This window comes from Roseateles aquatilis (genome assembly GCF_002205645.1).
Lineage (GTDB): Bacteria > Pseudomonadota > Gammaproteobacteria > Burkholderiales > Burkholderiaceae_C > Roseateles > Roseateles aquatilis.
The window spans coordinates 56,577-75,541 of sequence record NZ_NIOF01000021.1; the positions used below are offsets into that span (position 1 = coordinate 56,577).

Annotated in this window: 17 protein-coding genes and 1 pseudogene; 10 read left to right on the forward strand and 8 right to left on the reverse strand. The window is 69.4% G+C overall.

From position 1 onward, the window contains the following. The first annotated feature begins 1 nt into the window (after position 1). The 6 genes from hisF (at position 2) to CDN99_RS26505 (ending at position 4,184) form a co-directional block, all read left to right on the forward strand. Positions 2-763 carry an imidazole glycerol phosphate synthase subunit HisF gene (gene hisF, locus CDN99_RS26480; RefSeq protein WP_088388484.1) on the forward strand — a complete coding sequence of 254 codons (762 nt, stop codon included), beginning with the start codon at positions 2-4 and terminating at the stop codon, positions 761-763. Further along, positions 760-1,461, forward strand: a complete 702-nt coding sequence (rsmD, locus tag CDN99_RS26485; protein WP_088388486.1) for a 16S rRNA (guanine(966)-N(2))-methyltransferase RsmD — start codon at positions 760-762, stop codon at positions 1,459-1,461. Before hisF ends, rsmD begins: the two co-directional genes overlap by 4 nt. 9 nt (positions 1,462-1,470) lie before the next feature. After that, complete coding sequence (coaD, locus tag CDN99_RS26490) at positions 1,471-1,980, forward strand: pantetheine-phosphate adenylyltransferase (protein ID WP_193531752.1); 510 nt, start codon at positions 1,471-1,473, stop codon at positions 1,978-1,980. 468 nt (positions 1,981-2,448) lie between these two features. Continuing rightward, on the forward strand, positions 2,449-2,703 hold the full coding sequence (locus CDN99_RS26495; protein ID WP_088388488.1) for a YfhL family 4Fe-4S dicluster ferredoxin: 255 nt from the start codon (positions 2,449-2,451) through the stop codon (positions 2,701-2,703). Positions 2,704-2,901: 198 nt separating this feature from the next. Beyond that, positions 2,902-3,381, forward strand: a complete 480-nt coding sequence (locus CDN99_RS26500) for a Panacea domain-containing protein (RefSeq protein ID WP_088388490.1) — start codon at positions 2,902-2,904, stop codon at positions 3,379-3,381. Beyond that, entirely contained in the window at positions 3,378-4,184 is an 807-nt protein-coding gene (locus tag CDN99_RS26505) for a hypothetical protein (RefSeq protein WP_141101007.1), read from the forward strand. Before CDN99_RS26500 ends, CDN99_RS26505 begins: the two co-directional genes overlap by 4 nt. A 4-nt stretch (positions 4,185-4,188) precedes the next feature. On the opposite strand, the gene CDN99_RS26510 is transcribed toward CDN99_RS26505, so the two are convergent. From CDN99_RS26510 to CDN99_RS26525, 4 genes are all read right to left on the reverse strand, one after another. Then, on the reverse strand, positions 4,189-4,713 hold the full coding sequence (locus tag CDN99_RS26510) for a histidine phosphatase family protein (RefSeq protein ID WP_088388494.1): 525 nt from the start codon (positions 4,711-4,713) through the stop codon (positions 4,189-4,191). Continuing rightward, positions 4,710-5,504: an adenosylcobinamide-GDP ribazoletransferase gene (locus tag CDN99_RS26515; RefSeq protein WP_088388496.1), complete on the reverse strand. Its 795-nt coding sequence runs from the start codon at positions 5,502-5,504 to the stop codon at positions 4,710-4,712. The genes CDN99_RS26510 and CDN99_RS26515 overlap by 4 nt, the downstream gene beginning before the upstream one ends. Positions 5,505-5,710: 206 nt before the next feature. Then, the gene (locus CDN99_RS26520) at positions 5,711-6,667 is read right to left on the reverse strand and encodes a DUF3369 domain-containing protein (protein ID WP_088388498.1); all 957 of its coding nucleotides are present in this window, start codon (positions 6,665-6,667) and stop codon (positions 5,711-5,713) included. A 285-nt stretch (positions 6,668-6,952) separates the two neighbouring features. Next, entirely contained in the window at positions 6,953-7,960 is a 1,008-nt protein-coding gene (locus CDN99_RS26525; RefSeq protein ID WP_088388499.1) for a sensor domain-containing diguanylate cyclase, read from the reverse strand. A gap of 227 nt (positions 7,961-8,187) precedes the next feature. Between CDN99_RS26525 and CDN99_RS26530 the strand changes: the two genes are divergently transcribed. Continuing rightward, a complete protein-coding gene (locus CDN99_RS26530) occupies positions 8,188-9,501 on the forward strand; it encodes an MFS transporter (RefSeq protein WP_238139720.1) in 1,314 nt (437 codons plus the stop codon). On the opposite strand, the gene CDN99_RS26535 is transcribed toward CDN99_RS26530, so the two are convergent. After that, positions 9,470-11,398 carry a potassium transporter Kup gene (locus CDN99_RS26535; RefSeq protein WP_088388501.1) on the reverse strand — a complete coding sequence of 643 codons (1,929 nt, stop codon included), beginning with the start codon at positions 11,396-11,398 and terminating at the stop codon, positions 9,470-9,472. The genes CDN99_RS26530 and CDN99_RS26535 overlap by 32 nt on opposite strands. A gap of 124 nt (positions 11,399-11,522) precedes the next feature. On the opposite strand from CDN99_RS26535, the gene CDN99_RS26540 reads away from it, so the two are divergent. Then, positions 11,523-12,497 carry an amino acid ABC transporter substrate-binding protein gene (locus CDN99_RS26540; RefSeq protein ID WP_088388503.1) on the forward strand — a complete coding sequence of 325 codons (975 nt, stop codon included), beginning with the start codon at positions 11,523-11,525 and terminating at the stop codon, positions 12,495-12,497. A 180-nt stretch (positions 12,498-12,677) separates the two neighbouring features. On the opposite strand, the gene CDN99_RS26545 is transcribed toward CDN99_RS26540, so the two are convergent. The 3 genes from CDN99_RS26545 to CDN99_RS28830 all read right to left on the reverse strand — a co-directional run bounded on the left by CDN99_RS26545 (position 12,678) and on the right by CDN99_RS28830 (position 15,110). Continuing rightward, positions 12,678-13,328, reverse strand: a complete 651-nt coding sequence (locus CDN99_RS26545; protein WP_088388505.1) for a hypothetical protein — start codon at positions 13,326-13,328, stop codon at positions 12,678-12,680. Next, positions 13,312-14,616 carry a hemolysin family protein gene (locus CDN99_RS26550; protein ID WP_088388507.1) on the reverse strand — a complete coding sequence of 435 codons (1,305 nt, stop codon included), beginning with the start codon at positions 14,614-14,616 and terminating at the stop codon, positions 13,312-13,314. Before CDN99_RS26550 ends, CDN99_RS26545 begins: the two co-directional genes overlap by 17 nt. Before the next feature lie 137 nt (positions 14,617-14,753). Beyond that, entirely contained in the window at positions 14,754-15,110 is a 357-nt protein-coding gene (locus CDN99_RS28830; protein ID WP_088388509.1) for a hypothetical protein, read from the reverse strand. 285 nt (positions 15,111-15,395) lie between these two features. On the opposite strand from CDN99_RS28830, the gene CDN99_RS26560 reads away from it, so the two are divergent. Both CDN99_RS26560 and CDN99_RS26565 read left to right on the forward strand, forming a co-directional pair. Next, positions 15,396-18,101 (forward strand): RHS repeat domain-containing protein, encoded by a 2,706-nt coding sequence (locus CDN99_RS26560; protein ID WP_158218976.1) that lies wholly within the window; start codon positions 15,396-15,398, stop codon positions 18,099-18,101. Between the two features lie 3 nt (positions 18,102-18,104). Beyond that, a pseudogene (locus CDN99_RS26565) lies at positions 18,105-18,965 on the forward strand (RHS repeat protein); the annotation flags it as partial.

An 18,965-nucleotide genomic window follows, 5' to 3' on the forward strand; every position in this document is an offset into this window, starting at 1 on the left:
GGTGCTCGCCAAACGCATCATTCCCTGCCTGGACGTGACCGGTGGTCGCGTCGTCAAGGGCGTCAACTTCCTTGAGCTGCGGGATGCCGGCGATCCGGTGGAGATCGCCGCGCGCTACAACGAGCAGGGCGCCGACGAGCTGACCTTCCTCGACATCACCGCCACCAGCGACGGCCGCGACCTGATCCTGCCCATCATCGAGCAGGTGGCGTCGCAGGTCTTCATCCCGCTGACGGTCGGCGGTGGCGTGCGGTCGGTCGCCGACGTGCGCCGGCTGCTGAACGCGGGCGCCGACAAGGTCAGCTTCAACTCCGCCGCGGTGGCCGAGCCCGAGCTGATCCGCGCCGCGTCGGACAAGTACGGCGCGCAATGCATCGTCGTGGCGATCGACGCCAAGCGCCGCGCCGACGGCGCCGGCTGGGACGTCTACACGCACGGCGGCCGCAAGAACACGGGCCTGGACGCGGTCGAGTGGGCCACGCGGATGGCGCGTTTCGGCGCCGGCGAGATCCTGCTGACCAGCATGGACCGTGACGGCACGAGGAGCGGCTTCGACCTGGCGCTGACGCGTGCGGTCGCGGACGCGGTGAGCGTGCCGGTGATCGCCTCGGGCGGTGTCGGCGCCTTGCAGGACCTGGCCGACGGCATCACGAAGGGCGGCGCCGACGCGGTGCTGGCCGCGAGCATCTTCCATTTCGGCGAGCACACCGTCGGTGACGCCAAGGCGTTGATGGCGGCGCAAGGCATTCCGGTCCGCCAATGAGTTCGTCCACCGAGGGTCGCAAGGGGCGAAGCAAGTCCACGGCGCCGGACTTCGGCGGCGAACGCGTGCGCCGCGGTGCGCGGCCCGGCCCCCGCGTCACGGTGGGCGAGGGCGCCATCAAGCCGCGCCCACGCGAGGCCGGGCCGGGCGAGGTCCGCATCGTCGGCGGCGTCTGGAAGCGCTCCAAACTGCCGGTCCCGTACAGCCCGGGTCTGCGTCCGACGCCGGACCGCGTGCGCGAGACCGTCTTCAACTGGCTCGGCCAGGACCTGAGCGGCTGGCGTGTGCTGGATGCGTTCGCCGGCAGCGGGGCCTTGGGTTTCGAGGCCGCGTCGCGCGGTGCCGGGCAGGTCACGCTGCTGGAGCGCGACGGCGCGCTGGCGTCCGCGCTGCGGGCCAACCTGAAGCGCCTGGACAAGGACGGCACGGTCCCGATGCGGATCGAGAACGCCGATGCGTTGGTCTGGCTGCGGCGCGCGGCGCCGGGCTCGTTCGATCTGGTGTTCCTGGACCCGCCGTTCGCGCAGGACCTGTTCATCGATGCCTTGAAGGCGGCGGCGCCGCTGCTGGCGCCGGGCGGCCTGATCTATCTGGAGTCGCCGGAGGCGGTGGTGCCGCCGGCGGAGCTCGGCTTGACCGTCTGGAAGGAAGGGCGGGCCGGGGCGGTGCACTACCGCCTGCTGCGGCGGGACGGATAATTCGCGCCCATGACTTCGCAGACCTTGCTGACGGCCGTCTATCCCGGCACGTTCGACCCGATGACGCTGGGCCACGAGGACCTGGTGCGCCGCGCCAGCCGCCTCTTCGAGCGCCTGGTGCTGGCGGTCGCGGCAGGGCATCACAAGAAAACCATGTTCAGCGTCGACGAGCGCCTGGACATGGCGCGCCAGTTGGTCGCGGCCTATCCCAACGTCGAGGTCATCGCCTTCCGCGGGCTGCTGCGCGACTTCGTGCTGGCGCACGACGGCAAGGTCGTGGTGCGCGGGCTGCGGGCGGTGTCCGACTTCGAGTACGAATTCCAGATGGCGGGCATGAACCGGCAGCTGATGCCGGAGGTCGAGACGGTCTTCCTGACGCCGTCGGACCATTACCAGTTCATCTCCTCGACGTTCGTGCGGGAGATTGCCAGCCTTGGCGGCGAGGTCTCCAAGTTCGTGTCACCCTTGGTGCGTGAACGGCTGGAAGAGCGGATCGCTCGGGGCCGGGAGGAGCAGTAAGGATGGCGTTGATGATCACGGACACGAGAGGCGGAAACCGGCAAGGCATGCCTTGCCCCGCCGAGCGCGGCAAGCGCTTGCCGTATTCGTCCGTCGTGGAGGTCGCGCGGTATGGCGTTGATGATCACGGACACGAGAGGCGGAAGCAGGCGAGGCATGCCTTGCCCCGCCGAGCGCGGCGAGCGCTTGCAAGCGCTTGCCGTATTCGTCCGTCGTGGAGGGCGCGCGGTATGGCGTTGATGATCACGGACACGAGAGGCGGAAGCAGGCAAGGCATGCCTTGCCCCGCCGAGCGCGGCGAGCGCTTGCAAGCGCTTGCCGTATTCGTCCGTCGTGGAGGGCGCGCGGTATGGCGTTGATGATCACGGACACGAGAGGCGGAAGCAGGCAAGGCATGCCTTGCCCCGCCGAGCGCGGCGAGCGCTTGCAAGCGCTTGCCGTATTCGTCCGTCGTGGAGGGCGCGCGGTATGGCGTTGATGATCACGGACGAATGCATCAATTGCGACGTGTGCGAGCCGGAGTGCCCCAACCACGCCATCTCCATGGGCGAGGAGTACTACCAGATCGAGCCGAGCAAGTGCACGGAATGCGTCGGCCATTTCGACGAGCCGCAATGCGCGATGTTGTGCCCGGTGGCCTGCATCCCGGTCAATCCGGCGCATGTGGAGACGCGCGAGACGCTGATGCAGAAATACGTGCGGCTGACGCAGACAGCAGCTTGAGCCGGTGGCCCTACATGGATGGGCAATTGAAGCGCTGAACGCCTCGGCGCACCATTCACTTCTTCGGATCTGCGCTCAGGGCGCGTCTTGAGACGCGGCGCATCCGGGGGCTGATCCGGGGCGGTCTTTCAGGCGGCGCAGGTCTGCGCGGCATCGCGACCACGATCGGTCCCGTCTTCCGGGAAGGACGTTGCGGCGATGGCTGATATCAATGATGTGGCGGACTATCTGATCGTCAAGATGGACGAGGGCGGTGCGCCCCCCAGCATTCACAAGCTCAACAAGTTGCTCTACTACGTGCAAGGCTGGTGTCTGGCCGTGCACGATCGCCCGATGTTCGACGCCAGATTCCAGGCCTGGGTACACGGGCCGATCAACACGGACGTATTCGACCGGTTCACGGCCTGGGACCGATGTCTCTACAGCATCGTGGCGCGGGAAGACGTACGGGAAGGTTTTGCGTTCGACGCGCTTGCCGACGTGGATCGTCGGCTGGTGGATGACGTGCTGGAAAGCTATGGCATGTACTCGGGCACCGATCTGCAAGACATGACGCGCGCCGAGCCTGCCTGGATCAAGGCACGAGGCAAGTTGCCGCGTGCCGCGCGCTGTGACGTGGAGCTGGACGAGACGCTCATGCGGGACTATTTCCGAGGCCGAAGGGAGCAGCGAGCATGAAGGCCGCGCGCCCACTGCAACGTGGCGGGAAGGGCAGCTCGACGAGGGACGTCGTTTCGGGGCACGGCGCTCAAGGCCGCGCGGTCCGGACGTTTCCTCCCAGCGCGGAGCATCCAATCAACAGGCGCTGGTCTTTCGGTCTGCGTTTCTTTCGAGAGATCAAGAATTTCGGGCTCGACAGTGCCCTCGTGGATCGGCGATGGACAGTCTCCTTGCTCTATCGGCTTCACGAGCTATCGAGCTTGCGTGTGACTGAAGTGACGGAGAACCCCGCCATCCGCGAGGGAACGCTTCGTTTGCATCCGATCGATTGGGGCGGGAAACATGTACCGATCAAGCTGGACGATCTCGACTGGATCGACGAGGTCTACCGGGGGCGGGAGTTCCCCATCGTGCAAATCGCGGTCTCCAAAGCAGAGGGGCGCTTCGTCGGCTTCCACGACGAGGACGGCATCTTCCAGATCGTCCTTCTGGACCCCCTCCACAACGCCCAACCCAGCAAGTACAACGACTACAAGGTCCGCCTGTCCAAGCCCCTGGGTTGCGAGGTGACCGCGCTGCGGTACGAGGTATCGCAGGTGATGGCGAAGAGCCGGGCGCGTGGCTGCGGCTGCGACGCGGATCTGACGGCGGCGCTTCGATGGCGGCGCGATCAACGAGGAGCGGCGCTGGTGATGCCTGTCGTGGACGGCACCGAGATCGACGACGCCGATCAACTGATCGCCGAAGGCCGCGTCGCCAGCTACCGGGACATCTTCGCCGTCGGCCTGATCGCCGTGCTCGAACGGCGCCTCGACAGCTGATCGCTCACAACTCCCAGCGCTCGCCATAGGCCGGCGGCCTGGGCCATCGATGTGCCTCGGGGACTTCCTCGGGTCGCTCATGCGCCCAGCGACGCGCGAGCATCCAACCACCGTGGCTCACCACGAGCGCCCCGCCCGACCACGACGACGCCCGCGCCATCAGCGCCGTCAGCGGCTCGCCACCCTCCGGCGCGAAACCCGCGAACTGCCGCACCCAGTCGTCGATCTGCTGCTTGGGAATCTCTGCCCAGGCGCGCCCATCCCAGGCCCCGAAGTCGATCTCCGACAGCGCCGCATCGATGTGATGCCGCCATCCCCACCGCTTCAGCCATCGCCCCACGTCCGCGCAGCGACGCAGCGGCGACGTCCAGACCTCCTGCACCAGCCGATGCCGCCTCGCATGCGCCTGGATACGGCGAGCGAGCCGTTTGGCGCGCCGCCGGTCCACCAGCAGGTCGCAGCGCGCGCCCACGCACAGACCGTTCGCGCCATCAGGCCGGGGATGACGCCAGACGGTGATCGCGCTCATGCCAGCGGGAACAGCGGCGCGAGGCCGAGAAACGCCAGCAGCGCCGCCAGCTCCACGATCTGTTGCGTCGCGCCCAGTGTGTCGCCCGTATAGCCCTGCAGGCGGCGATCGAGCATCGATTGCATGTAGAAGGTCAGCGCCGCCGACGCCACCACCGCGCCCAGCAGCAGCGGCACGTTCTCCGGCATCAGCCACGCGGCGACGATCGACGCCAGCACCACCAGCCCCAGGGCGACCGCCAGGCCGGGGCCGTCGATCCGCATCGCCATCGGCTTGGCCTTGGCGTGCTCCACATCGCCCGCGTAGGGCAGGGCCTGCAGCAGCCAGACCGGGGCCGCGCGCGACGTCACGTGGGCCCACACCGTCGCCATCACGGCCAGCGTCGGGTCGCTGTCCATCAGCCCCAGCAGCACGGTCGCCTTCAGGCCCAGCACCAGGATCAGGCCCAGCGCGCCGTAGCTGCCGATGCGCGAGTCCTTCATGATCGCGAGCGACTTCTCCCGCGTCACCGATCCACCCAGGCCGTCACAGCTGTCGGCCAGCCCGTCCTCGTGGAAGCCGCCGGTCAGCCAGACGCTGGCCGCCATCGCCAGGCCGACCGCGACCGTCGCGGGAAAGACCAGCGCGGCCGTCCACAGCACCAGCGCCGAGAACCCGCCCACCACCGCGCCGACCAGCGGGAAGTAGCGCGCGCATTGCTGCAGCCACTCGGGCTGGTAACCGACCCAGCGCGGCACCGGCACGCGGGTGAAGAACTGCAGGGCGATGAAGAACAGGCGGACTTGATGCATGGACGGCGGCCGTCGATCGCGCGAACGGCGATCCACGGCTCGTGAACGGACGACGAGGCGGCAACGACGGCCGCGATGATACGGGCGCCGTCCCGGCCCGACGTTCGGGCCGCGTCAAGCCGTCTCGGGCCTCGCCACGCCTCGCCACGCCATGCCGTGCCGTGCTGTGCATCAAGCTGCGTCAGGCAAGGTCACGTCACGTCACGTCACGCCGCGCGGTCGCGCGCCAGCAGCCCCTCGTAGGCGATCGCGACGTTGGCGCAGAAGATGTCCAGCAGCTCGCGGCCCTCGTCGTCGATGGGGTCGGACAGCACCATGTACAGCAGGCTCTCGTTGCCCGAATGGGTGCGGTAGTAGCCGATGAAGCGACCGTCCTCGAAGCGGCTCTCGCGCACCAGCAGCGCCTGGTCCAGCGCATCGCGCACGTCGGGCGGCAGATCGGAGACCTCGTTCTCGTCCAGCAGGCCCTGGAACTCCGACGTCGCCGCCAGCACCTTCAGCCGGCCCTCGGCATGCGAGGCCGCGTAGGCCGACATGCGGCTGGCGCAGAGCCCCTGCGCGTCGTGGCCCAGCAGGTGGGCGACCTGGTCCAGCAGCGCGGACGCGAAGTTCCGCAGGTTGCTGGAGTCGTGGATCATCGTGATCGCGTCGATCGAGCGGCGCAGCGCCAGGCGCGACTGCGACAGCAGCACGATGTCCCGGTAGGAGCGCAGCGCCGAGTAGAAGACGGTGATCAGCTTGCGCTTGGTCAGCTCCGTCTTTTCCTTGTAGTCGTTGATGTCGTAGGTCTTGATGACGTGCTCTTCCGGCGCCTGGCCCGGCTGGCCGGTGCGCAGCACGATGCGGACATGCTTGTTGCCGAGTTCCTCGCGGATGAAGCGGGCCACATCCAGTCCGGCGTGCTCGGACTCCATCACGACATCGAGCAGGATCAGCGCGATGTCGTCGCGGCCGCGCAGGATGTCGCGGGCCTCGGTGCCGCTGTAGGCGCTGAGGAACTGCAGCTTGCGACCGGCGAATTCGAAGTCCGCCATCACCAGCTGCGTGACCTGATGCACCGCCGGGTCGTCGTCGACGACCATCACCACCCAAGGATCGAGCGTCCGCGCGCGGGCTTTGTCTCCCGCCTCCGGCAGTTCGTCGGCGAACACCATGTCGGTCATCGGATCCTCCCCGGATCGTTCTTATCGATGCGGACCATTATCAGCAGCCGCCATGACAGGTAAATCCGGAGATGCGCGGCCACGGGGCGGCGGGATGTGGACTTCGCACGATCGACCCCGTTGAATCGTCCGTCGATGGTCATCGAGGTGCGTCGGAAGGATATCGAGGAGCGTCCTTGCCGTGAGGCAGGGGGCATCGGCCGGTGGGAGGCGGCGGGGCCCGAACGCAATTCGGGACTCAGGGAGAGAAGGCCCCGCCGTCTCCCTCCGACGTGCTCGGCGGCGTCAGGGCAGCCGAGACCCCGACCCACATCCCTTCCGCGCCCGCTTCGCCTCGTACATCCGCATGTCCGCGCACTCCATCAACGCGGTGGCGTCGCGCCAATCTTCCGGGCAGCGCGCGGTGCCGAGGCTGGCGCATAGCGGCAGCGTGCGATCGGCATAGGTGAACGGGCCCTCGATGGCGGCGTGGATGCGTTCCAGCGTCGCCTCCAGCGTGGTCGCCGAACCCGTGCGTGTCAGCAGCACCGCGAACTCGTCGCCGCCCAGTCGCGCGACGGTATCGGACTCGCGCGTCGCCGCCGCGAGCCGGCGGCTGAACTCGATGATGGCGGCGTCGCCGGCGGCGTGGCCGAGCGTGTCGTTGATGTGCTTGAGCCCGTCCATGTCCAGCAGCAACACCGCGATCGGCGGATCGCCGCGCTCGACCTCGGCGGTCGCGTGGCGCAGCCGGTCCATGAAGAGCGAGCGGTTGGCCAGGCCGGTCATGTCGTCGTGGGTGGCGCGGTGGAAGAGATCGTCGCGGCCGTAACGTGTCGCCCAGTACATCGCCGCGCCCAGCACCTTGGACATCAGCGACAGCACCTCCTCCTCCGGCCTGCCGAAGCGCGCCGGGCTGGCGGAGAACGCCTTCAGCACGCCCACCGGCGTGCCCTGGTGCAGCAGCGGCAGCACGATCATCGAGCGCAGCCCGACGCGCCGGCAGGCGGCCTGATCGACGCGGTCGTCGGTCTCGGTGTCGTCGCAGATCAGGGGCAAGGCCTGGCGCAGGCAGGCGCCCGACAGGCTGCCCTCGCGCCGCACGCGCACGCCCAGTTGATGCGAGGCCGCGCCGGAAACGGCGCGGTAGACCAGATCGTCGCCCTCGGCCAGCTCGATGGCGGCGCCGTCCGCGGCCACCAGCTCCAGCGTGCCGTGGACCGACAGCGACATCACGCCGGCCAGGTCCAGCCCCAACTGGGCGACCTGGCTGTGGATCTCGATGATGCGGAGTAGCGCTTCCCGGCTCGGCATGGACCGCTCCGATGACACTGGCTCCCTGATCCTCGCCGGCCTGCATCGCATGCGCACTGCCGTGCGTCGTTGCGCGATACCGCCTGCCGGCGTGCCGCCAGTCTAGACCTGGCGCCGGCGTGTCCTACCCCCCGTTCCAGTGACGTCACCACGGGTGGATCGGGATTTTCGAGATTTCGGGCATGTCTTTACGCAGCGGATACGCAGGGTGAGCAGAATCGCGCTCCATGTCTGAAAACAAAACCTCCCCCGCGCCGTCGGCGCCTCCCGGCGCGCAGCCGGGCACGGCCGCCGCGATGCAGCCGTTCACGCCGTATCAGCGGCTGGCCGCCGGCCTCATGGCGCTGCTGCAATTCACCGTGGTGCTGGACTTCATGATCATGTCGCCGCTGGGCGTCATGATCATGCCGGCGCTGCAGATGAGCTCCGGCGAGTTCGGCACCGCCGTCTCCGCCTACGCGTTCAGCGCCGGCATCGCCGGGCTGCTGACGGCCGGCTTCGCCGACCGCTTCGACCGCAAGCGGCTGCTGCTGTTCTTCTTCGGCGGCTTCCTGCTGGGCACCTTGTGGTGCGGCCTGGCGACCAGCTTCCCGTCGCTGCTCGCGGCCCGCATCGTGACCGGCCTGTTCGGCGGCGTCATCGGCTCGGTGATCATGGCGATCACGGCCGACTTGTTCCCGCCCGCGCAGCGCGGCCGGGTGATGGGCCTGCTGCAAGGCGGCTTCGCCGCCAGCCAGGTGCTGGGCCTGCCGTTCTCGATCTACATCGCGTCGCGTTTCGACTGGCACGCGCCGTTCATCGCGATCGTGCTGTTCGGCCTGGTGGCGGCGGTGGTGATCGCCGTCAAGCTGAAACCGGTGAACGCCCACCTCGGCGCGCGCGGCACCGGCCAGCACAGCGCCGCCCGCCATCTGCTGCAGACCGTGCGCGTGTCGCGTCAGCAACTGGCCTTCGCGCTGACCGCGCTGCTGACCACGGGCGGCTTCATGCTGATGCCGTTCGCCAGCGCGTTCGTCGTTCACAACGTGGGCATCCCGCTGGACCACCTGCCGGTGATCTACCTGGTGACGGGCATCTGCACGCTGGTGTTCTCGCCGTTGATCGGGCGCGTGGCCGACCGCGTTGGCGCGATGCCGGTGTTCTACGTCGGCTGCGCGATCACGATCGCCACGGTGGCGTTCTACACGCACCTGGGGCCGTCGCCGCTGTGGGTGCTGATCGCGGTGAACGTGGTGATGTTCGTGGGCATCTTCTCGCGCATGATCCCGGCGCAGGTGACGCTCGCCGGCGTGCCCGCGCCGGAGCAGCGCGGCTCGTTCAACGCCATCAACTCGGCGCTGCAGCAACTGGCCGGCGGCCTGGCCTCGCTGGTGGCGGGCCACATCGTGCACATCGGCCCGGACGGCCACGTGAACGACTTCCCGCTGGTGGGCTACGTCGTCATCGGCTCGACCCTGATCGCGGCGCTGCTGATGCGCGCGCTGGTGCGCGGCGCGCCGGCCGTCGCTGCTACAGCTGCACCCGCGAGCCCAGCTCGATGACGCAGTTGTCCGGCAGCCGGAAGTAGTCGGCGGCGCTGCTGCCGTTGCGCGCCATGGCGGCGAACAGCTGCCGGCGCCACCGCGCCATGCCGGACGTGCTGCCCTTCGTCGCGGGGACCACCACCTCGCGGCTCAGGAAGTAGGACGCGAGGAAAGGATCGAACTGCAGATCGTGCCGCGCGCAGCGGCCCAGCGCCGACGGGATGTTGGGCTCGTCCTTGAAGCCGTAGCGGATCAGCACGCGCCAGAAGCCGGCCGGCAGCGCTTCCACCGTCAGTTGCTGGTCCTCGGGCACGTAGGGCACCTCGTCGAAGCGCACCGTCACCAGCACGTTGCGCGCGTGCAGCATCTGGTAGTGCTTGAGGTTGTGCAGCAGCGCCGGCGGCACCACGTCGGGCTGCGACACCGGATAGATCGCGATGCGCTCCGGCCGCGGGGCGCCGACGTCCTGCGCCAGCGCTTCCAGGAAGGGCCGCAGCGGTGGGTCGTCGCCCATCACGTGGGCGTTGAGCAGTTCCTTGCCGCGGCGCCACGTCGCCATCACCATGAACAGCGCCAGTCCCAGCGCCAGCGGGAACCAGCCGCCCTGCATCACCTTCAGCGAGCAGGACGCCACCAGCACCGCGTCCACCACCAGGAAGCCGGCCGTGACGCCCCAGGCCACCGGCGCCGGGAAGCGCCAGGCATGGCGCACCACGAAGAAGGTCAGCACGGTGGTGATCAGCATCGTGATCGTCACCGCGATGCCGTACGCCGAGGCCAGCGCCGACGAGCTCTCGAAGCCCAGCACCGCCAGCAGCACCGCCACCAGCAGCGTCCAGTTGATGGCGGGCAGGTAGACCTGCCCCATCGCGTGCGCGGAGGTGTAGACCACCCGCATGCGCGGCAGCAGGCCGAGCTGGATGGCCTCCTTCGTCAGCGAGAACGCGCCGGAGATCACCGCCTGGGACGCGATCACCGACGCCAGCGTGGCCAGCACCACCACCGGCAGCAGCAGCGCGGGCGGGAAGAGGCGAAAGAAGGGGTTGTCCAGGGCCGACGGATCGCGGATCAGCAGCGCGCCCTGGCCGGCGTAGTTCAGCGCCAGCATCGGCAGCACCAGCACGGTCCAGGCGAGCCGGATCGGCCGCTTGCCGAAGTGGCCCAGGTCCGCGTAGAGCGCCTCGGCGCCGGTCAACGCCAGCACCAGCGCGCCGACGACCAGCAGCAGCGACGCACCGCGATCGCGCAGGAAGGCCAGTCCGCGCAGCGGATCGAGCGCCTGCAGCACCTCCGGCGTCATCGCGATCTGATGCACGCCCGCGATGCCCAGCACGGCGAACCACACCAGCATCACCGGCCCGAAGAGCACGCCCACCGCCGCCGAGCCGCGGCGCTGGATCAGGAACAGGCCTGTCAGCACGGTCACCGAGATCGGCAGCACGAAGGGCTTGAGCGTCGGCGTGACGATTTCCAACCCCTCGACCGCGCCCATCACCGAGATGGCCGGCGTGATGACGCTGTCGCCATAGAACAGCGCCGCGCCGCACACGCCCACCAGCAGCAGCACGCGTCGCCGCGCCGGCGTGTGCCCGGCGGCGCGCACGGCCAGGGCGGTGAGCGCCATGATGCCGCCCTCGCCGCGGTTGTCCGCGCGCAGGATCAGGACGACGTACTTGAGCGTCACCACCAGCATCAGCGCCCAGAAGATCGCCGACACCGCGCCGATCACGTCGGTCGGTTGCAGCGTCACGCCGTTGGCCGGATTGAGCACCTCCCGCATCGTGTAGAGCGGGCTGGTGCCGATGTCGCCATAGACCACGCCCAGCGCGCCCAGCGCCAGCGCGGCGAGGCCCTGACGGGGGCCGTGGGGCGCCTGCGGCGACGACGGTTCCGGAGAAGCGGCGGTGGGCACCATGCGACGGACGCCGAAGGCGTGAAATGAGGGCCGTCTGACTATCGCACGGGCCGATGACGGGCACGTCGGTCACGAGTCGGGAACATCGCTCTTCTAGAATCTAGGGTTTTCACGGATCCTGAGCATGACCTCCTTCTCGACCCGGCGCCTCGGCGGCGCCTTCGCCCTGGCCGCCGCGAGCCTGGCGAGCGTCCCGACCCTGTGCCTCGCGGCCAACCCGGCCAACCCGGCCGTCCCGGCGACCCCCGCGGCGCTCGCCGCCGGCCCCGCCATCGACACCCTGGCCCGCATCCGCGAGACGCGCGCGATCACGCTGGGCGTGCGCGAGGCCGCGCGGCCGTTCTCGTTCGTGAACGAGCAGAAGCAGGGCATGGGTTACTCGGTCGACCTGTGCCTGGCGGCAGTCGAGGAGATCAAGCGCGAGCTCAAGCTGCCCGAACTCAAGGTCCACTACGCCGTCGTCACCGGCGCGGACCGCATCCCCAAGCTGCAGAAGGGCGAGATCGACCTGGAGTGCGGCTCCACCACCAACACCCGGGCGCGGCAGGAGCAGGTCGACTTCAGCTACACCATCTTCGTCGCCGGCATGCGGGTGCTGCTGCCCGCGGGCACGAAGGTCGAGTCCATCAAGGACCTGGACGGCATGACCATCGCGCTGACCAAGGGCACGACCTCGGAGAAGCTGTTCACGCAGTTGCAGAACTCCGGCGAGGCCCGGATGCAGCTGGTGCAGTACCCCGGCAACAACGAGGCCTTCAAGGCGCTGCGCGAGGGCAAGGCACGCGCGTTCGCGCAGGACGACGCGCTGCTGTTGGGCCTGGCCTCCCGGGACAAGGCGCTGGACAGCGTGAGCCTGGGCGCCATGGCGTTCTCGGTCGAACCCTACGGGATCATGATGCGCAAGGGCGACGCCAAGCTCGGTGCCGCCGTCGACCGCGCGCTGGGCCGCCTCTTCGCCGGCGCCGAGATCCAGCAGCTCTACGGCAAGTGGTTCCAGACCGAGGCCCTGACCATCCCGATGAACCGCCTCACCCGCGACGGTTTCAAGCGCCCCAACAAGGAAGCCGGCGTGGCGATGCTGCTGGGGTACTCGATCTGAGGCGACCGCCGCTGGTGGACCCGCCCGCGCCCTGAGGCGCGCGGCGGGGCGTCGGCGCCCCCGGGGCTTCCGGCTCGTGTCACCGTGCGGCCAAACGGCTGAACGGCTGAACGGCCAAGCAGCCAAGCAGCCAAGCAGCCAAGCAGCCGCCTGCGAGACGACCTCGGGACGGACCTGCGCTCAGCCGGAGCGCGGTCGCGTCGGGGGGCCGGGCGCGCGGTCGAGCGCCCGTGAGGCCCGGGCGCAGTCCCGGATGATCAGATCCATCAGCAACCCGGCCTGCGTGGCGTGGGTCCAGTCGCCGCTCTTGAGCAGCGTGCCGACGTGCACCGGCGGCTCGACGCGCCGGTCGACCAGCACCACGTCGTAGGTGCGGGTCTCCGCGTCGAAGACGACCTGCGCATCCATCGTCCGCGTCAGGCGCGTGACGGCCGCGGCGGGCGGCCCGCTGCTCTTGCCGCGCTGGCGCACCTCCAGCCGGCAATCGTCGTGCAGCGTGTAGCTCCAGCGCCCGCTGCCGTCGCCGCCGCGGGACTCCTGCGCGACGACGTTGAGCTCCGCCACGCGTTCGGTGTTGTTCATGTCGAAGGGGCTGACGATGGGGCGGTCCTCGCCGGGGTAGCCCTCGGAGCAGCCGGCCAGCAGCGCCGCCAGGCCGACCGACGCGGCGAGCGCGACCGCGGTGGCCAGCCGCGCCGCCCGCGCCCCCGAGGCGCCGGGGACGGCGGCGGCGCCCCGCCCGACGGCATCGGCCGGCCCGGTCACCGCGGCGGGACCGACCCCATCGACCGCAGGCGCGTCACCGCGCCGGACATCAGAGCGCGGGCGCATCGGCGTTCTCCTCCAGGCGCGTGGCCAGCACCTTGTCGATGGTCTTGCCGTCCATGTCCACGATCTCGAAGCGCCAGCCTTCCCAGTCGACGGCGTCGGCCTCGCGCGGCAGGCGGCCGGTGAGCAGCATCATCATGCCGCTGAGGGTGTGATACCGGCCGCGTTCTTCCTCGGGCACGGCGTCCAGGGCGAGGCTGTCCTTGAGCTCGGGCACGGGGATGTGGCCGTCGAGCAGCCACGAGCCGTCGGCGCGGCGCACCGCCCAGGCGGAGGCGGGGTCGCGCGGCTGGAACTCGCCGGTGATCGCCTCGACCAGGTCGTGCAGCGTGACCAGGCCCTGCACCTCGCCGTACTCGTCGATGACGAAGGCCATGTGCACGTCGGACGAGCGGAAGTTGGCCAGCAGCTCCATGCCGGTGATCGTCTCCGGCACGTACAGCGGCGCCGCGAGGCGCTCGTCCAGCCGCGGCTGGCGGCTGCGCAGCATCTCGGACAGCAACTGGCGCGCGTTGACCACGCCGACGATGTCGTGCAGTCCGCCGCGCACGACCGGGAACAGCGCGTGATCACAGGCCTCGATGCGGGCGAGGGTCTGCTCCATCGGCGCGTTCAGGTCCAGGCACACGACGTCGCCGCGCGGCACCATCAGGGAAGCGATCTGGCGGTCGTCGAGCCGGAAGACGTTGCGGACCATCGCATGCTCGTGGGACTCGATCACACCGGCGCTGGTGCCCTCCGCGAGGACGGCGTGGATCTCCTCCTCGGTGACGTTGAAGGCCGCCGACGCCTTGACGCCCAGCAGCCGCAGGAGCGCGTTGGTGGAGACCGAGAGCAGCCGCACGAAGGGCTTGGTGGCGACGGCCAGCGCCGCGATCGGGCGCGCGACCAGGCGGGCGACCGCCTCGGGGTTGGACTGGCCCAGGCGCTTGGGCACCAGCTCCCCGAGCACGATCGAGAAATAGGTGATCAGCACGACCACCAGACCGGTGGCGGCGCCGCTGGCGTAGTCGCCGGGCACGCCCTGGGCGATCAGCCAGGCGGCCAGCGGGCCGGCCAGCGCGGCCTCGCCGACGATGCCGTTGAGCACGCCGATGGAGGTGATACCGATCTGGATGGTGGACAGGAAGCGGGTCGGGTCCTCGCCCAGCTTGACGGCTGCTGCGGCGGCGCTGTCGCCGTCGTCGATGAGTTTCTGCAGCCGTGCGCGGCGCGCGGTGACCAGTCCGATCTCGGACATGGCGAACAGGCCGTTGAGCAGGATGAGGAAGAAGAGTAAGGCGATTTCCATGATGGGGTGACGTCGGTGGGACGTCCTGCGGGGATGACGGTGGACCGCGCGCGGGGCTGCGCGGCGGTGCCGTCGGGGGAAGGGGCGATGGGGGAGCGCGCGAAGGCGCTCGGCGCGCGCGAGACGCGGCGGGCCGGTCAGGCGCGTGGCGGTCGCCGCAGCGGTTGCGGCCAGATGTCCGGCGCGTGCGGCTGTGGCGCGCACAGCGGCGGCATCCGTGCATGGGACGGACGCACCGGCGCGGCGTCGGGCTTGCAGTGATCCGGCATGTCGTCGGAGGTGTCGCCCAGTTCGAAGAGCAGGGCGGCGACGTCGGCGTCGTCGCCGGTCGCGCCATCGCCGGTCGCCGCCTGACCGGGGTCGGCCGGCTGGCCGTCGACCAGCAGGTGCTGCACGTGCGCGACGCCCGCGGCGAACATCGTCACGCCGGCGGCGGCGATGCCGTAGCCGGGCAGGAGGAGCGTCAGGACGAGGATGCGGAGCCAGCGGGTCACGGGCAGGATTCTAGGGGGCCGTGCCGTGGCACCTCCCGAGGCCGCCCTGTCGCGCGTCGATCGTCGCGGCAAGACCCGACCCCTCGTGACGGCGTGTCGATCTTCCGGACCCGCTCTGTCGACTCACTGGCGGGGAGTGCCCGTCGTCGGCAGAATCGCCGCGACACTCGGGAGGAAAGGACCCATCGGCGACAGGCGCGACAGACGCTGGCCGGGGTCCGCATGCGCCGTCGTGCGCGTGGCTTCCCGATGCCATCACGGTTTCAATCGGGAGTGCGCCACACCATGTCATTGCAACAAGCCCGGCAGACGCGCGCGTCGAGCCGCCTGCTCATGTCGGAGGACACGCCCGCGCGTGCGACCCCGTCGAATCCCTCTAGCGTCCTGCGGCGCCTCGCTGCCGTCACCGCCATCGTGCTGGCGTGGCTCGGTGTGCTCACGCCAGCAGTGGCCTACGACAAATGGATCCCCACGCCCTGGCTGGAGGCGGTGGGCCGCCTGACGCCGTCCCGATGCGGCGGCGGCGTGGATCCGCAAGCCGTCAAGTACCCGTCATTGGGCGATGGCAGCTACAACTTCCCGGAGCGCAAGCGCGATGCGATCGTGGGGCTGGGCAACAGCGCCTGCATCGGCGCGGGCAACGGCGTCGGCCGCTGCCAGGAGCTCGTGGGGTGGGCCGACATCGGTGCCTGTGCCATCGGCGGTGGCGGCTCTACGGCCGGTACCGCGTTCTGCCCGTATGCCGTCACGCTGATCACGAAGGAGATCGATGGGGACGGATGCGGCAAGGTGATCGACGTGGGCCAGCTCAAGGACTACGGCTTGCAGACCGGCAAGCACTGTCAGGCGATCGATTCCAATGGCAGGTTCGATACCGCCTCGCGCAATTGCTACTGCGCCACCGGCGTGTTCGTCCCCGAACAGCAACGTTGCATCGATACCGCGGACGTGGTGTGGATGCCCGATTGCGACACCTGCGTCGGCAATCCGATCTATCCGGCGACGGGGGCGAAGGTGCAGCGCTTCCTGCTGGGCTGGCAACCGTGGTACGGGTTGCGGGCGACGTTCAACTCGAACCGGCGCATTCCCTACGACGCCACGCTGGGGCCGTCCTTGGCTCCCGCTGACCCGAGCACGCTGGGTCAGGCCTGGACGTCCAACCTGGACAAACTGGTGCGACGCAGCGAGAACAGCTCCCGGCCCAGCCGGCTGAGCTTTTCCCGTGGCGACGGGCTGTCGACGGTCGCGCGGTGGACGGGCAGCGGATATCGGCCCGTGCTGGACGGCGCGCTGGAGGCGATCGTGGAGCGGGCCGGCATGGACGGCTGGACCTACCGCAGTCCCAAGGATGGGCTGTTTGAGGTCTACGACGCGACCGGCACGCTGATCGAGATGGCCGACATGACGGGCAAGCGCCTGGCCATCCTGCGCAGCGATGCCGGTACCCCTGCGGCGGTGGCACCGCGACCGGGGCTGCCCATCGAGCTCACCGATCAGGACGGGCGGGTGGTGAAGCTGCGGTACGCGATGCCTGATCCGGACGGGGCGCCCGTCCTGACCGAAGTGGTGGACCCCGCGGGCGCGTCGACCAGCCTGCGGTACGGCGCCGGCAGCCCGAGACCGGTGGAGATCGTCCACGCCGATTCGACCTCCACCCAGCTGCTGTACGAGGATGCCAACTCCACCTGGGCGCTCACGGGATATCTGGACGAAAGCGGCATCCGCGCCGGCACCTATGCCTACGACGCCGAAGGCCGGGCAGTGTCCACGGCGCGCGCGGGCGGGCTGGATGCTTACACGGTGAGTTGGGCTCAGCCTTCCCGCTGGAGCTGGAGCGAGTCCTACGACCAGGCGACCGGCAAGGTCCTGCGCGTGCACGCCTTGCAGCCCGCCAGCGGCATTGTCGTGACCTATCCCAATGGCCAGACGGATGCGTTGACCGCGAGTTCATTCATGGGCGCGGTGCAGTGGTCGAGCAAGACGCAGCAGGCCGGTGCGGGGTCGCCGATGTCGACGACCAGCCGGCAATTCGATGATCGCGGCAACGTGACGCAGCTGGACGACTACAACGGCAATCGCAGCTGCATGAGCTACGACGCGGCCCGCAACCTGGAGACGGAGCGTGTCGAAGGCTTGACCGCCGCAACGGCCTGCGCGTCGATCGGATCGGGCACCTGGCCCGTCGGCGCGCGCAAGGTCAGCCGGCAGTGGCATCCGGCCTGGCGCCTGGCGATAAAGACTGCCGAGCCGGGGCGCCTCACGACGCTGGTCTACAACGGCCAGCCCGATCCCTTCGACGGCAACGCGATCGCCCAATGCGAAGCGACAGGCAAGAGGACGCCCGACGGCGGCCCGCTCGCGGTGCTGTGCAAGCGGGTCGAGCAAGCGACGACCGATGCCACGGGAGCGTCGGGCTTCGGGGCCGTCGCGCAATCCGGCGTCTCCGCCCGGATCTGGCGCTGGACCTACAACGCCACCGGACAGGTGCTGACCGAGGTCGACCCGCGCGGCACGACCACCACGACCAACGTCTATTACGCGACCACGACCGCCGACTACACGACGGGCGACCTCTTCACGTCAACCAACGCGGCAGGCCATGTCACGCGCTTTCCACGCTACAACGCATACGGTCAGCCGCTGGAGATGGTCGATGCCAACGGCATCGGCACGGTCTACACGTATGACGCGCGCCAGCGCTTGAAGACCGTCGCGTCGTCCGGCGACCTGACGACCTACGAGTACTGGCCCACCGGCCTGCTGAAACGGACGTTGCAATCGGACGGCACCGCGCTGAGCTACGAGTACGACGCCGCGCGCCGACTGACGGCCGTCGTCGACACCCGGGGCAACCGCATCGAGTACACGCTCGACCAAAGCGGTAATCGGACCCAGGAAGTCGTCAAGGACCCCACGGGAACGCTCAAGCGGACGATGAGCCGCGCGTTCGACGCACTGGGCCGCGCGCAGCAAACGACGGGCAGGGAGTAAGCCATGAAGACGATCCACAGGCTCAGCCAGGGCGGGCGCATGCTGGCCGGCATCGCCGCGGCGTTGATCTCGACGACGACCCTGGCGGCCACGCTGCCGCCTCCGCCGGTGTCCCCGGCGCCGGTCACCGACTACGAATACGACGCCAAGGGCAATCCGACCAAGGTCATCAAGGCCAAGGGCGTGAGCGGCTTCGGCTTCGCGACGTCCAACAGTTATGACCCGCTGGACCGGGTCAAGACCAGCACCGACGCCCGCAGCGGCGTCACGACGTTGAGCTACGACGGCCTGGATCAGATCAGGCAGGTGCAGGATCCGCGCAACCTGCTGACGACGTACCAGCGCAACGGCCTGGGCGACATGACGCAGCTCAGCAGCCCAGACACCGGCACCGCCAACAGCACGTACGACGCGGCAGGCAATCTGCTCACGCGCACGGACAGCCGCGGGGTGCTGGCGACGCACACGTACGACGCGCTCAATCGGCTGACGTCGACGGTGTACTCGCAGAACGGGCAGACGAGCCTCAACTACACCTGGACCTATGACCAGACCGGCGGCACTTTCGGCTACGGCATCGGCCGCCTGACGACGTCGACCGGGCCGTCGGGCAACACGAAGTACGGCTACGACGCGCAAGGGCGGGTGATCACCGTCATCCAGACGGCCGCCACGCTGGTCCAGACCACGCGCTTCGGCTACGACAGCGCGGGTCACATCACCCGCATCACCTACCCGTCGGGCCGCGTGCTGACGGTCGTCTACGACAACGGCCTGCCGGCGAGCATGAGCCTGGCCAAGGACGCGGCCAGCGCCGCGCAGCCGTTGATCAGCCAGATCCAGTGGGAGCCCTTCGGCGGCGTG